Origin of the sequence: Streptomyces alkaliphilus (assembly GCF_014141535.1) — a bacterium.
Lineage (GTDB): Bacteria > Actinomycetota > Actinomycetes > Streptomycetales > Streptomycetaceae > Streptomyces > Streptomyces alkaliphilus.
This window is the reverse complement of sequence record NZ_VKHT01000026.1, coordinates 1-15952: the sequence shown is the minus strand read 5'-3', so window position 1 is coordinate 15952 and position 15952 is coordinate 1. Positions and strand designations below refer to the sequence as shown.

4 protein-coding genes and 1 pseudogene are annotated in these 15952 nt (G+C 72.9%); 4 read left to right on the top strand and 1 reads right to left on the bottom strand.

Going from position 1 to position 15952, the window contains the following annotated elements:
* The first annotated feature begins 207 nt into the window (after positions 1-207).
* From FNQ90_RS01940 to panD, 3 genes are all read left to right on the top strand, one after another.
* Positions 208-1527: an MFS transporter gene (locus FNQ90_RS01940; RefSeq protein WP_182604650.1), complete on the top strand. Its 1320-nt coding sequence runs from the start codon at positions 208-210 to the stop codon at positions 1525-1527.
* Positions 1487-12709 carry a non-ribosomal peptide synthetase/type I polyketide synthase gene (locus FNQ90_RS01935; RefSeq protein WP_182604649.1) on the top strand — a complete coding sequence of 3741 codons (11223 nt, stop codon included), beginning with the start codon at positions 1487-1489 and terminating at the stop codon, positions 12707-12709. The genes FNQ90_RS01940 and FNQ90_RS01935 overlap by 41 nt, the downstream gene beginning before the upstream one ends.
* Before the next feature lie 607 nt (positions 12710-13316).
* Positions 13317-13739 carry an aspartate 1-decarboxylase gene (gene panD / locus FNQ90_RS01930; RefSeq protein ID WP_182604648.1) on the top strand — a complete coding sequence of 141 codons (423 nt, stop codon included), beginning with the start codon at positions 13317-13319 and terminating at the stop codon, positions 13737-13739.
* Between the two features lie 122 nt (positions 13740-13861).
* Here the strand turns inward: panD and FNQ90_RS01925 are convergent, their stop codons facing one another.
* Positions 13862-15097, bottom strand: a complete 1236-nt coding sequence (locus tag FNQ90_RS01925; RefSeq protein WP_182604647.1) for a trypsin-like serine peptidase — start codon at positions 15095-15097, stop codon at positions 13862-13864.
* A gap of 500 nt (positions 15098-15597) precedes the next feature.
* On the opposite strand from FNQ90_RS01925, the pseudogene FNQ90_RS01920 reads away from it, so the two are divergent.
* Positions 15598-15952: pseudogene (locus tag FNQ90_RS01920) on the top strand (iron transporter); the annotation flags it as partial.

Sequence of the window (15952 nt, the reverse complement as noted above, 5' to 3'; positions counted from 1 at the left end):
CCGTCACACCGTGGGGGCCCGGTACGCCCCGAGGCGACGGGCGGTGAGCGCTTGAGGTGCACAGCGTCCCGCGCGGTGGAACACGTGGTGTGCACATAGAGGAAGTCGGCAACAGGAGGGATTGTGGGGGAGATTGAGCATTGGTTACGATCACGCCGACTCAGGCGGTCCGGGGACTCCACCGGGCTATGGGAGCGAGGGGGCTCAGTGGGGGGTGTCGACGCACGCTTTCGTCTGCTTGTGTCGGCCACCGGGGTATCGGCCTATGGCAACTACCTGAACCTCATCGCGCTGAGCCTGTTCGCGTACGAGGTCACCGGCACCGCGTTGGGTGTCGGCGCGGTGATGGCACTGCGGTTGGGCTGCGGCTTCGTGGCAGGGCCGGCCGCAGGAGCGCTGACCGGCCGGGTCGCCCGCCGGACCGTCATGATCTGCGCGGATCTCGCGCAGTGCACGGCCATGGTCACCCTGGCCCTCTTCGCGGGGATGGCGCAGCTGTGGCTGCTGGGCGCCGTGGCGATGGTGCTGGGGGCGGGAAACACCTTCTTCCATGTCGCGCTGCGCAGCGCGATTCCCGCCATGGTCGGGCAAGACGACCGCGCCCGGGCGAACGGAATGCTCGTCGTGACCCGTTCCGGGGCCACGGTGGCGGGGTTCGCCTCCGCGGCTCCCATCATCGCGCTGGGCGGCTACCCGCTCGCCTTCGCGTGCAACGGCGCGAGCTTCGCCGTGTCCGCCGCGGTACTGCTGGTACTGCGACCGCGCACCGAGGACGAGACGAGCGAGGCCACCGGTGCGGCGAACCCCGGCGCGAGCGAGGCGGGCGCGGGCCCGAGCGGCGGGGCCACCGCCCGGACGGGGCGCCTGTGGTGGGGGGCGACCCTGCCCGCCCTGCTGCTGGGCATGATTGCGCTGCGTGGCGTGGACGCGCTGGCGTCCGCCTCGCACAACGTGGCGCTGCCGCTGGTCGCGCACGCCACGGAACCGGACCGGCCCGCGTTGTTCATGACGAGGTTCTGGGTGGCGTGGGCGGTGGGTACCGTCCTCGCGCATCTCGTGCTGCGGCGTCGGCGCGGCGCGTCGGCGTGGGGCGAGCGCGCGTTCGCGCTGGGCGTGTGCGCGATGGCGCTCGCGTTCACGGCCGCGTTCCTGGGCCTGCCCTGGTTCGCGCTGATGGCCGCGGCTGCGGCGGCGGGGTTCGCGGACGGTTGGACCGAGATCGTCTACACCTCACGCCTGCAGGCGGCCCCGGACCGGCAGCGCAGTCGGCTGTTCGGGTTGTCCGCGACGGCGGAGCAGTCCGGCTTCGCGCTGGGCACGGTGGCCGCCGCGTTCGCGCTGGAGGCGCTGCCCGCACTCACCGTCGTGGCCGCTTTCCATGGTGTGGCCGTCTGCGGGGCGCTGGCTCTGCTGCTGGTCCTTGCCGCCCGGGGCCGACCCGCCCGGGCACCGAAATCCGCAAGTGGAGATGAGGGAGTCGACTCGCATGGAACACGTACGAGGGCGGGCGCTGTGCCGAGGTCCTGAACCGGAGCGCACCGAGGACGAGCCCCGGGACGCCGTGGAGGCGCTGTTGAGCGCCGCCCACGGGGGGACCGGTGGCCGGGTCGTCACCCTCGGCGCGGACGGTGCGACGACATCGCAGTCGTACGCCGAACTGCTGGACGGTGCACAGCGGCTGCTGACCACCCTACGGGCGCGCGGCGTACGCCGCGGGGACGCGGTGGTGTTGTGCGGGCTGCCGCCGGCCGAGTTCTTTCCCGCCTTCTGGGCCTGTGTGCTCGGCGGGGCACGGCCCGCCGCCATCGCCGAGCACCCCGCACCGGGCTCCCCCGCCCTCGAACGTCTGCTGCACACCAACCGGTTACTGGAACGCCCCTTGGTGGTGAGCGACGAGTCCGGTGCGGCGGCCCTCGCCCGGACCGCCCCCGAACTGCGGGTCGCGATCGCGCAGGACTGCATGAACGCACCGCCGTCCCGGGACCACGTCGAGCCGGAGGCGTCCGAGACCGCGTTGCTGATGCTGTCCTCCGGCAGCACCGGTGCCCCCAAGGCCGCGCGGCTCACGCACGGGGGCCTGGCGGACTTCGCGGCGAGTTCCCGGCGGATTCTGGAGGTATGTCCCGAGGACACCATGGTCAACTGGCTCCCGGTCGACCACAGTGGCGCGTTCCTCCTGTACCATCTGCTGGGGGTCTTCACCGGCTGCTCCAACGTTCACGCGCCGACGGACTGGGTGCTGTCCGATCCCCTGCGCTGGCTGGACCTCCTGCACGTCCACCGGGCGCAGCACAGCTGGGCACCGAACTTCGCCTATGGGCTCGTCGCCGAAGTCGCCGCGGAAGCCGGCTCGGGTCCGGGCGCGGGGACCAGCGGGGAGGCGGGCGCGGACACCGGCGCCCGGCGACCGGGCGGGCACTGGGACTTCAGCGCCCTCAAGACCCTCCTCAGCGGGGGCGAGCGGGTCACGCTGCCGGTGATGCGTCGGTTCCTGGCCGCGACCGCCGCGTACGGAGTCGAGGAGCGGCACCTCGTGCCGGCGTGGGGTATGGCCGAGACGACCACGGCGGTCACCTTCGGGCGCCTGGATCGGCCGGGTACCGTGCGGCGTCTGCTCAAGAGCAGTCTGGGCGGCGAGCCTGTGCGCGAGGACGAGCGGGCCGCGGATGATGACTGTGTCACGTTCATCGGCTCCGGCGCCCCCGCGCACGGTGTCACCCTGCGCGTGGTCGATGAGGACGGTGACATCGTCCCCACCGGGTGCGTCGGCCGGCTCCAGGTCCACTCCGCCGGGCGCCTCACCCCTGGCTACGTGAACAACCCGGAGGCTGACGCCGCGGCGTTCCCCGACGGAAGGGACTGGCTGGAGACCGGCGATCTGGCCTTCCTCGACGGTGGCCAGCTCTTCATCGCGGGTCGGCGCAAGGACGTGATCATCCTCAACGGGAACAACGTCTACTGCCAGGAGGTGGAGGAGGCCGCCACCGCCGTCTCCGGCGTTCGGCAGGGCGAGGTCGCCGCCTGCGGCGTCCCGCACCCGGAGGGTGGGACGGAGGAGCTCGCCGTATTCTTTGTCAGCCGTGGGGCCGCCGAGGACGTGCGGATCGCGGACGAGGTGCGGGCGGCGCTCTTCACGCGGCTTCGGCTCGCCGCCGCCCGGGTGCGGGCCGTACCGGAGGACGAGTTCCCCCGGACGCCCGCGGGGAAGATACGGCGGGCGGAACTCCGGGACCGTCTGCTCGCCGGTGCCTTCGACGCACCGACGGATCCGGCCACGGCACACCCGCCCGCAGAGGCGCCCCCGGGCGCGGGCGGTGAACGCGACGCGGTGGCATCGGCGGTACGGGAGGAACTCGGCGCCGTACTCGGGCGCCCGGTCGTCCCGGATCTGCCCTTCTACGAACTCGGTGTGACATCCGTGCTGCTGGCACGCCTGCGGACCCGGCTGGAGGAGCGGCTCGGTATCCGGATCGCCCAGACCGAGTTCTTCGAGCACCCGACGGCGAAGACCCTGGCCGCGCACCTGTCCGATGCCGCCACCACCTCTGCCGGGGCCACTCCGAGCGCCGACCTCGCGGCACCGGTCACCCGCACCGGACCCGCCGCCGACGCCACCGGCGACGCGAGCGGTACCCCCGAGAACGCCGCCGAGCGGCGTGTCGCCATCGTCGGGCTCTCGCTGCGCTTCCCGGGAGCCGACTCACCGGAACGCTTTTGGTCCAACCTGCGGGACGGTGTCGACAGCATCCGCCGATTCGACGAGGCGGAGCTCGCAGCGGCGGGCCCGTCCCCGGCACGGCGGCACGACACCGACCCCGGCCTGATACGCGTGGCCGGAGTCCTGGACGGTGCCGAGGAGTTCGACCCGGAGTTCTTCGGCATGAGCCCCGGCGAGGCAGAACTCACCCACCCCGCCCACCGGTTGTTCCTCGAGTGTTGCCATCGGGCACTGGAGGACGGCGGGTACGCGGCCACCGAACCGGGCACCACCATCGGGGTGTTCGCCGGTTCCGGCATGAACCTCTACGACCACCAGTCGGCGGCCATGGGCACGACGTCCGCGGACGCCACCGACCCGGCCACCGGAATGCGGCTGGCCGTGGGGTGGCAGCCGGACTTCCTCGCCACTCGCGTCGCCTACCGCCTCGGGCTCACGGGACCGGCCATCGGCGTGCAGACCGCCTGTTCCACGTCGCTGGTCGCCGTGCACCTGGCGGCTCAGTCGCTGCTGAGCGGTGAGACGGACCTGGCGTTGGCGGGCGCGGCGGCCGTGCATCTGCCCCAGGACTCGGGCTACCGCAGCCACCCCGGTTCGGTCCTGTCGCCCACGGGTCGCTGCCGCGCGTTCGATGCGGCGGCCGACGGCACCGTGGGGGGCAACGGTGTGGCCGCCGTCCTGCTGAAGCGGCTCGATCGGGCGCTGGCCGACGGCGACACCGTGCACGCGGTGCTCCTGGGTTCGGCGGTGAACAACGACGGCGCGGGCAAGGTCGGCTTCACCGCACCCGGCGTCGCGGGTCAGGTGGAGGTCGTACGCCAGGCCCTGCGCAGGGCGGACATCCCCGCGGAGACCCTGTCGTACGTGGAGGCACACGGCACCGGCACCCGGCTCGGCGACCCGGTGGAACTGACCGCCCTCGCCCGGGTCCTCGGCGAGGGCAACCGGGGTACGGCGTTCTGCACGGTCGGCTCGGTGAAACCGAACATCGGACACCTCGACAGCTGCGCCGGTATGGCCGGGTTGATCAAGACCGTGCTCATGCTGCGCCACCGCACCCTGGTGCCCACCCCGCACCTGAGCCACCCGAACCCCGAACTTCCCCTGGAGGACGGACCCCTGACCCTGGCCACCGAGCTGCGGCCGTGGCCGTCACCGGACGGGACGCCGCGCCGGGCCGGGGTCAGCTCCCTCGGTGTCGGCGGCACCAACGCCCATGTGGTGCTCCAGGAGGCCCCGCCCGGAGGCCGGGAGGACGCTCCCGAACCGCCCGTCCTCGTACCGGTGTCGGCCCGGGACGCCCGGGACCTGAGCGAACTCACCCGCCGGCTCCGCGATCGGCTCCGACAGCGACCGGAGGTGCGGGCCGTCGACGTGGCCGCCACCCTCGCGCTGGGCAGACCGCACCGCGCGGCGCGTACGGCGGTCGTCGGCCGCACCGCCGAGGAGCTCGCCCGTGCGTTGGCCGAGTCGGGATCGGCACCCGCGACATCCGTGCCCACGCCCTCTCCGCTCGCCTTCGCCTGCTCCGGGCAGGGCAGCGCGCACCGCGGCATGGCGAGCGGACTGTACGCCGCGTACCCCGCCGCCCGCCGGCTGCTCGACCGGTGTGCGGAGCTTTATGCCGGCGAATTCGGGGGCGAGCTGCTGCCGTTGCTGCTGGAGAGCGCGGAGGAGGAGACCGCGGAGGAGGAGACCGCGGTCTGGCCCACCGAGACCGCACAGGTGGCCCTGTTCGCCCAGCAGGCGGCGCTCGTCGAGGTGTGGCGCACCGCCGGCGTCCGGCCCGCGCTGCTGCTGGGCCACAGTGTCGGCGAGTACGCGGCGCTGTACGCGGCCGGTGCCCTCACCCTGGAGGACGCGGTGCGGCTCACCGCTTGGCGCGGGCGTCTCATGCAGAAGGACGGCCCGCCCGGCGGCATGCTCGCCGTCCGCGCCGACCCGGAAACCGCGCAGCGCGTCGCACGGGCCTCCGGCGTCGAGGTCGCCGCCGTCAACGGCCCCCGCTCCCGGGTCCTTTCCGGGGCGCCCGGGGCCCTGACCGAGGCGGCTCGGATGCTCGACCGGGAAGGGCTGCGGTGGAGGACTCTGCCCGTGGACCGGGCTTTCCACTCCGCCGCCCTCGAACCCGCGATCCGCGCGTTCCGGGCGCACGCCGAGCGGGTGACGTACCACCCGCTGCACACCCCCGTGGTGACCACGGCCGACGGCCGGTTGCGCCCCGCGGGCTGGACCGTCGACGCCGACTACCTCTGTCGGCAGGCCCGGTGGCCGGTCCGCTTCGATCTCGCCATGACCTCGGCTGCCCGATTCGGGTGTGAGGATCATGTGGAAATCGGTCCCGGGACCACTCTGAGCGGTCTCGGTCGGCAGTGCGAGCCCGCCGGCCGCTGGCTGAGCGGACAGGGAACGGGTGACGGGACGGCGACGGCCCAGGTCCACGGGCTACTGACCGCGCTCGGTTCCCTCTACCGCCGCGGTGTGGATCTGGACTGGCACGCGCTGACCCCTCCGGAGGGGGGCCGCGTACCCCTACCCGGGCACCCGCTGCGGCGGCGACCGATGCCCTCGCTCGCCACGCCCGTACCGGAGCCCTCCGCCGGTGCGGGGGAGCGGCCGAGTGAGTTGCCGGACCAACCGGCGGGGCTGTCGGAAGCCGAGCCGCTTGCCGCGGTGGCGGAGCTGACAGCCGCCAAGCTCGGTATGGCGGCGGCGGACGTGACGCCCGACAGTTCCTTCTTCGCGCTGGGCGCGGACTCGCTCTCCTTGATGGGCATGACGACCGACCTGGAGCAGCGCTACGGGGTGCGCGTTCCGGTGCGGGAGCTGTTCGAATCGGTCGACACCCCGCGGAAACTGGCCGAACGGCTGGCCCGGCTGCGCCCCGCTGCGGCGGACACCTCGGCAGCACCCGAAACGGCGACGCCGGCAGGACCCCGGCCCACCGCACCCGCGGACCCCGGGGAAGGCACGACGGCCACGGCATCGGCGGCGCCCACCGTGCGCGGGACGCCGGAGACGCCATCGGAGGTCACCGCGTCCGTCACCACCTCGGAGTTGCACCAGCTTTTCGACCGACAACTCAAGGTGGTCGAAAAGCTCGTGGAGCAGGTCAGCGGCGTGATCTCCGGTCAGCTCGACGTGCTCCGCGGCGCCCCGACGGCCGTATCCGCCACGCCCGCCCCCACCGCCACGCCCGGCCCGGCGGCCGTGCCCGTCACGTCCGCACAGCTTCCCCCGGCCGCCACTCCAGCCGAAGCCCCCGCGGCCGTCGCCCCTGTGCCTGCCCCGGACAGCGGCTCGGCGTCCGTCACGGGCTGCGACTTCAGTCTGTACTTCTTCGGGGACTACCCCCGGGACGCCGACCGGGACAAGTACGGGCTGATCATGGAGGCATCGGAGTACGCCGACGAGCACGGCTTCCACGCCCTGTGGTTTCCCGAGCGCCACTTCAACTCCTTCGGCGCGCTGTTCCCCAACCCGTCCGTGCTCGCCGCCGCGCTCGCCGCGCGGACCCGGCGCGTCCGGCTGCACGCGGGCTCGGTGGTACTGCCGCTGCACCATCCGGTGCGGGTAGCCGAGGAGTGGTCCGTGGTGGACAACATCTCCGGTGGCCGTGCCGGGCTGTGCTTCGCGAGCGGTTGGCACGCCACCGACTTCTCGCTCGCGCCACAGCACTTCGGCCGGCACCGCGAGGTGATGTACGAGCATCTGGAGGAGGTGCGCACCTTGTGGTCCGGGCAGCCGCTGCGGACGACGGCCGGCGACGGCCGGCCCGTCGACGTCACGCTGCACCCCAGCCCCGTGCAGCGGCGGCCGCCCATGTACGTGGCGGTGGTCGGCAATCCGGACAGCTACCGCCGGGCAGCCGCCGAGGACCTGGGTGTGGTCACCAACCTGATGACGCAGACCGTCGAGCAGCTGGCGGAGAACATCGCACTGTACCGGCGCACCCGTGCCGAGAACGGGCTCGATCCGGCCGCGGGGCGCGTCGTGGTGCTGGTGCACACCTACCTCGGCGAGGACGCGGAGCGCGCGCGGGCCGAGGCGTATCAGCCCTTCGTGTCGTACCTGCGCTCCTCGCTCGCCCTCTTCAACCAGGTGACCAACAGTCTCGGCTTCGAGCTGGACCTGGAGAACACCCCCCGCGAGGACGTCGACTTCCTGTTGGGGCGCGCCTACGACCGCTACTGCGCCTCCCGCGCGCTGATCGGGGACGAGCGGACCGCCACCGAGACGGTGCACCGTCTCGTGGCCGCCGGGGCGGACGAGCTCGCCTGCTTCGTGGACTTCGGCGTGCCGAAGGACAAGGTGCTGGCCGCGCTGCCGCTGCTCGACCGGGTCCGGAACCGAACACACCGGCAGCCGACACCGGCCGGACCACCCGCCACCGTACCGGCCGCGGCGCCGGCACCGACCCCGGCCGCCGCCGCGCGCGTACCGCGACGGCTGCCGCTCACGCCCGCGCAGCGCCGCATCTGGTTCCTGGAACGGCTGCACCCGGGGACCAGCATGTACCACGAGCCCAAGGCCATCCGCCTGGACGGACCGCTCGATGTGTCCGCTCTGCGGCGGGCCCTGCGGTACGTCGCGGAGCGACACCCCGCGCTGCGTACGGTCTTCGGCGAGCAGGACGGCACTCCATACCAGGAGATCCGGCCGCGGATGCGGCTCGACTGCCCGATCGAGGACCACCCCGGGGCGACGGTGGAGGAGGCCCTGCGAGCCGTCCTGGCGACCGAAGGGCGCCGGATCCTCGACCTGACCGACGGGCCGCCGGTCACCGCCCGTCTGTTGCGGCTGTCGGAGGAACGGCACCTGCTCTTCCTGCTGGCTCACCACATCGTGTTCGACTCCTCCTCCACGGCGGTGCTGGTCCGCGACCTCGCCGCCGCCTACCGCGCCCGCACCGGCGCCTCCGGCGACCCCGGACTGCCGCCACTGCCCGAGCTGCCGCCGGCCGGTCGGCCGGGGAAGGAGGAGCTCGCCGCGTCACTCGACTTCTGGCACAACGAGCTGAACGGTGCCATCGACGTGACGCTGCCCACCGACCGGCCGCGTCCGCCGGTACGTTCCGGCGAGGGCGCGAGCCTCACCCACGCGCTGGACGCCGAACTCGTCGGGCGGCTCCGCGCCTTCGCCGCCACGCAGCGCGCCACTCTCTTCATGACGATGACCGGTGCCATCGGCGCCGTGCTCGGCCGGTTCAGCGACCGGCGCGAGGTGGTGCTCGGTACCGCCGTCGCGGCCCGCCCCGTCGGCGCCGAGGACCGGGTGGGGCTTTTCCTGGACACGGTGCCGCTGCGCGTGGACCTCACCGGCGAGCCGAACTTCCCGACGCTGCTGCGCCGGGTGCGTGACGGCAGCATGTCGGCGTACGAACACCGCGACGTCCCCTTCGACGAACTCGTCGCCGCGCTGAACCCGCGCCGCGCCCCGGGCCGAAACCCGCTGTTCCAGGTGATGGTGGAGTACGAGAACGAGGGCATGGTGGACTTCGACCCACCCCGGCTGACGGCCACCCTGCTGGACGTGCCCAGTCCGCGCGCCCCGTTCGATCTCAGCGTCTATCTGACGCATCACACGCACGGCTTGCGGTTCATGGTGGAGTACGACACGGTCCTCTTCGACGAGGCCACCGTGCGACGCTTCGTCGACCACGTGGAACAGTTGCTGCGCCGGGTCCTGGACACCCCCGACACATCACTCGCCGAACTGACCGCTGTCACCGCCGGCGATCGCGCGGCCCTCATCGAACCGGGGCGGCACCGCGACCAGCCCCCGTCCGCCACCGGGGACACGCTGCACGGCCTGGTCGAGCAGCAGGTCCGGCGGACCCCGGACGCCATCGCCCTCATCAGCGGTGACCAGCGGGTCTCCTACGCGGAGTTGGATTCCCGTTCCGACCGGCTCGCCGCCGGGCTGAGGGCCCGGGGCGCGGTACGCGGGGCACGCGTGGCGGTGCTGCTGCCGCGCGGCCCGGAACTGATCACCGCGCTGCTGGGTGTCCTCAAGAGCGGGGCGGCGTATCTGCCACTCGACCCGTCCGTGCCCACCGCGCGGCTCACCGCCCTGCTCGCGGACGGCGCCCCTGTCCTGCTGTTGACCTCCGAAGCCGCTCTGGCACGCCACCCGGGGCTCCCGGCCGACGTAGCCGACGTGCCCGTACACCGGATGGGGCACGACGGGGACGGCCCGCTTCCGGCCACGCCCCCGGCGGACGGAGCCCGGCCCGAGGATCCCGCGTACTGCCTCTACACCTCGGGGTCGACCGGCCGCCCCAAGGGCGTGCTCGTCCCGCACCGCGGCCCGGTCAACCTCGTCCGAGGGCACCTCGGGCGGCATCCGGCGCTGCGCACCCTGCAGTGGACCTCGCCCTCCTTCGACGTCAGTGTGCAGGAGATCTTCACCACGCTGGCCGCCGGAGCCGCGCTCGTGCTGATCGACGACGGCGTGCGGCACGACCCCGCGGCCTTGGGCGAGGAGGTGCGCCGACATGGGGTGCAGCGGATGTTCATGCCCTGCACACCACTGAAGTACCTGGTCGGGACCGGCCCCGACCTGCCCACGCTGCGGGAGCTGCACACCGCCGGTGAGCCGCTCCAGCTCACCGAACCGTTCCGTGACTTCCTCGCCGCCCACCCGGAGTGCGTGCTGTACAACGAGTACGGGCCCACCGAGGCGTCGATCATCGTCACCTCCCACCGGGTCGAGCGCGACGGCGAGGAGTGGCCGCCCATCGGTACCCCGGTGCCGGGGGCGCACATCCTGCTGCTCGACAGTGCCGGGCGCCGGGTGCCGGTGGGCGCCGTGGGCGAGATCCACGTGGGCGGTGCCCCGGTCGCCCTCGGCTACCACGCCCGGCCCGAGGAGACGGCGGCGGCCTTCCTCGACGACGGCGCGGGCGGCGTGCGGTACCGGACGGGTGATCTCGGACGGTGGCGAAACGACGGGACCCTCCAGTTCTGTGGCCGGGTCGACGATCAGGTCAAGATTCGTGGCCACCGGGTCGAACCCGCCGAGATCCAGGCGGCGCTGACCGCCCTGCCCGGCGTACGGGACGCGGCAGTCCTGCCCCGCCGCGACCCGCACGGCGAGCTGGAGCTCGTCGCCTACCCGGTCGTTCATGGAGCCGGCGCGGACCTTCGCGAGTACCGCACCGCGCTCGCCGCCGTACTCCCCGACCACATGGTGCCCCGCCATTGGGTGCGCCTGGCACGGCTCCCGGTGAACGCCGCCGGAAAGCTGGACCGCGCCGCTCTGCCCGCCCCCGGGACCGACGCGGAGTCCGCGGAGAGCGACGCCGGGCCCGACTCGTCGATGGAGAAGGCGCTGCACGATCTGTGGTGCGAGGAGCTGGGGTTGCGGGAGGCCGCGGTGACGCGCTCCTTCTTCGAGCTGGGCGGCCATTCCCTGAGCGCGATCCGCCTGTTGCACCGGATGGCCGTGGAGTTGGAACTGACGGTGTCCCTGGCCGACTTCGTCGGCGCGCCGACGATTCGGGCCCTCGCGGAGCGGTTCGCCGCCGAGGAGCAGTCGCGGGACACACCCGGCCGGACCGCGGATGCCTTCGGCACGGCCCGGGGCACGGAACCCGGAGGGTTCACCGCGTCCGGCGGGGTGCGGGACGTGGTACCCATGCCGTCCGTCCTGCGGCGGCTGTGGCGTCGCCACCACGAACGGCCCGACCCCAGCGTCTACCACGTCGTCCACCGCATCGATCTGCGGGGCGAACTCGTGCCCGAGGACCTCGGGCACGCCCTGACGGAGCTGGTGGCACGCCATGACGCGCTGCGCAGCCGCGCCCTGCACCGCGACGGCGAGTATCTCCTCGAGGTGCTCACCGACGTACCCGTGGAGCTGCCGGTCAGCGAGCTGTCCGAACACGCGGAGGACGACGTCCGGCTGGAGCGCTGGTGTCGGGAGCTCGCGTCCCGTCCGTTCGCGCTGGACCGGGCCCCGCTGTTCCGCTTCGGTCTGGCACGGCTCGGCCCGGATCACTGGATGCTGGTGACCGTCCTCCACCACGCCATCTGCGACGGCTGGTCGATCGGCGTGCTCTGGCGTGAACTGTCCGAGCTCTACCGTGTCCGCCGCGGCGCCGGCCGCCCACTCCCGCCGCCGGTCGTCCAGTTCACCGACTGTGCCCGTGCCGAGCACGGGCTCGGAGCCGCCCGGCGGGCGGAGCTGGAGCGGTTCTGGCGCGCCGAACTCGGCGGAGTGCCCCTCACCCTGGACCTGCCCTACGACCACCCCCGTCCGGCCGTGCTGTCCGGCCGAGGGGCGCAGCACACATGGCAGCTCGACACGGTCCTGAGCCGGCGGCTCACCGACGCCGCCGGACGGCTGGGCACCACGCCCTACGCCTTCCTCGCCGCGGGCTTCGCCGTCTGGGCCGCCCGGCGCCAGGGGCGGCCCACCGACGTGGTGCTGGCCGCCTCCAGCGCGAACCGACTGCAACCCGACCGCGCCGACGTGGTCGGCTTGCTGGGCGACAGCGTGCTGCTGCGCGCCCGGCTCGGTGAGGCCGAGACCTTCGCCGACCTGGCGCGGCAGCTCGGTACCACGCTTTTCGCCGCGCTCGACCACCAGGAGCTCCCGCTGACGGACGTGGCCGACCTGGTGGCGCCCGGGACCTCGGCCGGGCTGTTTCCCCGGGTGCTGTTCACCGTCGTCACCACGCCGCCACCCACCCTGGAGCTGGACGGGGTGTCGGCCACGGTACGCGGCCTGCCCATGGCAGGCGTCGCCCGCAACGAGCTCTACGTCGTCCTGGTGCCGCACGCGGACGGCATGACGGCAACCTTCGAGTACTCGACGGATCTCTTCACCCACTCGACGATCGAGGCATGGACAACGGAGTTCACCGCCCTGCTGACCGAGGCGGCCGAGAACCCGCTCCACCCCCTGTCGAAGCTGCTGCGGGAGCCGCCCCGGCCCGGTCCGGCACCTGGCCCCGGGCTTTCACGGAGCAGACCGCCGGGTGAGTGATCGGGCGAGAGGAAAGTGCTCCTGAGCCGGGATGATTGGACTTGTCGAGGTTTCCGCCAGTCGTAACCCGAGGAGCTTTTCCCGGGCGCGGAGGGGCGGCGGGTTCCCTCCGCGTGTGCGGGCGGGGTCGGGGCGATATGGCCGAATGGCGGAATCGGTCCCTGGATCCGGTCCATCCGGTGGTCCTCATCGCCGCCGTCCACGTGAAGATCCGCCATGGTCGAGGGCCCGGGAGAGATCCCGGGCCTGTGGACCGGTGACGGCGGCGAGGGTGCCGGGAACCGGGTGATCACGGTGGGGTACGGCTCGGCTGCCGGGCGACCGCCTTCGTTCCCGTCCCGACTCCCGGGCCGTCGGAGTGACGGTGATCACGGACGTCCTTCGGAGGGTTCTGCTTAGGCTTGTGTCGTCGTTGCGGTGGATCCGGGGGAGCGGGCGAAGTCCTTCGGGGCCAAGCTGTCGATACGTCGGGAAAGTCAGCGAGTGATCAGCCCGAGTCCTGAAAACCCGGGGCGGACTACTCGAACATGTGACTCGTTGTAAAGTGTGAAAACAGCCCTTGACCTGCAAAAAGGCAGGCAGGGAGCCTACTTGCGGGAGTGCTCCGATGCTGCGAACCATGTTCAAGTCCAAGATCCACCGGGCCACCGTCACGCAGGCGGACCTGCACTACGTGGGATCCGTGACCGTCGACGCCGACCTGTTGGAGGCCGCCGACATCCTGCCGGGCGAGCAGGTGCACATCGTCGACATCACCAACGGCAACCGCCTGGAGACCTACACGATCGAGGGCGAGCGCGGCTCGGGGGTGATCGGCATCAACGGTGCCGCCGCCCGCCTGGTGGCCCCCGGCGACCTGGTCATCCTCATCGCCTACGCGCAGGTCACCGACGAGGAGGCCCACTCGATGAAGCCGCGGGTCGTGCACGTGGACGCCGACAACCGGGTCGTGGACCTGGGCGCCGACCCGGGGGAGCCGGTGCCCGGCGGCGCCGAGCGCCGGAGCCCGGGTTCGGTGCCGCGCGGCTGACGCCTCCTCCCATCGCGCCGACACCCGCGCCGACGCACGGCGCACACGGCTGAGGCCGTCCACCCCGCGCGGGGTGGACGGCCTCAGCCGTGTGCGTGAACGGGCTACCGGGAGGCCCCGGTTCAGCCGGCGCGGATCTCGTCGAAGACCTCGCGTGCCTCGGCCTCCAGTCGCGGTCCGGCCAGCCAGGTGCTGTCGAACGGCCCGATGGAGGTGACGGAGATCAGCTCCTGCGCGCCGTTCGCGCCCGTGGCCAGCCACGGGCCGCCGGAGGCACCGCCGGTCATGGTGCAGCCGACGCGGTACATCACCGGCTCGGCGGCGTCCAGGGACAGCCGGCCCGGCTCGTCGGAGCAGACGAACATGCCCTGCCCGTCGTAGGGATCGGCGGCCGGGTAGCCGACGACGTCGATCCCGCCGATGCCGGAGACGGCCGGAGCGTCGAAGGAGATGTCGTAGGCGGCCCCGACGGTCTCCTCCAGGGAGCGGCCGCTGCCGTCCTCGGCGCTCACGCGCATCATGGCGAAGTCCTGGTGGGCGCCGTTGCCGCCCTCCTCGGTGCCCTGCTCGACCCAGTAGTCGGTGGTGGCGATGAGTTCGGCCCAGAAGGTGCCGTAGGGGGCGAGTTCCTCGAACGCCGGGTCCGGGTTCTCCGCCAGGCTGTCGCCCTGGTCGTTGTAGGCGGGGACGAAGATGATCTGACGGAACCAGCCGCCGTCCCGACCGGCGTGCACGCAGTGCCCGGCGGTGGCGACCAGGTTCGACCGCCCCGGGTTGTCGGGATCGGTGACGACCGCGCCGGAGCAGACCATGGACCCGGCCGGGGTCTCCATGAACACCTTGCCGATGGCCGGGGAGTTGGCGCTGTACGGCGTCGTCGCCGGCCGCGCCTGCACCACGGCGGGCTGCGGGTCGGTGATGCCCCGGTCGGCGTCCGGGTTGTCGGCGGGGGCCTCGGGCTCGGGGGTGGCCGGCTCGTCGATCTCGTCCTCGTCGATGGCCCTCTCGCGGTCCAGGGCCTCGCGCATGCGGTCGGCGTCCCAGAAGTCCTCGATGATGACGCTGATGTACTGGCCGGCCTCGCGCAGCCAGGTGTCGGAGTCCCAGTTCGCCCACTCGCCCTGTTCCCAGAGCTCCGGGTCGATCTCGATGGGGAGGTTGTCGAGCAGGTCGCGCAGCCGGTCCTCGCGCGGGACGCTCTCGACCGGGTTCTTCGCCTCGTCCCCACCCGCGTTGTCGTCCGTGGTGTCCGTGTCGTCCGGACCGCAGGCCGTGAGCCCGAGGAGCAGAACTGTCGCCGCCGCGGTCGCGACCGCGCCCCGACGGCGACCCGCGGACCGCCCGCCAATCCATGCCATGGGTGAACTCCCCCTGAGGTGTTTCGGTGTGCCGTGCCGATCTTCGCTTGTCCGGACGGTCCCGCTCCGGTCCCGGCCCCGCCGTCCCTTCCGGCGGCGCTCCGGGACGCCGGAGCGTCCCCCACTATGCCGGTGTGGTGGTGGACGGCGCCGGCCGGGTGTCCGGTTCCCGGCGATTGCGGGGAAGTTCCCCGTGCCCGGGGCCACTCGTTCGGGTTCTCCCGGGGGGTGATCCGTTTCACTCGCCTGTCGGTGGTGAGAGCGGGGGAGGAATGTCACACGCGGGTTCCCCGTCGGGAGCCCCGGACCGGCGTCCGTACGGACCCGGCCATCGCTTCACGAAGGAGGGAGGCGCCCCGCCACCGGTCCCGGGGTGCCGCAGATCCATGACCCCACACCCCCGTTCCGTCAGGCCGAACACCGACCTTCCCCGGCCGGGGAGCTCACCGGAGGCAGGGACCGGCACCACCCGGGGCCGGGACACGGCACCCCCGGACCCGTTGGAGCACCCGGACGCCGACCGGGCGGCGGACGCCGCCGCGGTGGAGAACCTGCTGCGCTGCTGGCTGCGCGAGACGGATCCGGACGGTGTGGCGACCGGTGTCCCGAACGGCGATGACGGCGATGACACCACGGTGTTGACGCTGCCGTTGCCGGCCACCGGGACGAGACTGCGCGTTCCCCTCACCCACCGCTCGCCCACCGGCCACCACCGCTTCGGCACCCCCGTGCTGGAGGGCGTACCGGAGGCCGTCGCCGCGCCCGACGCCGTCACCCTCGCCGCGCTGCTCGCCCGCGAGGCGGTGCACCGCGCGACCGGGCAGATGACCGGGCGGGCGGACGGCCGGGTGCCTG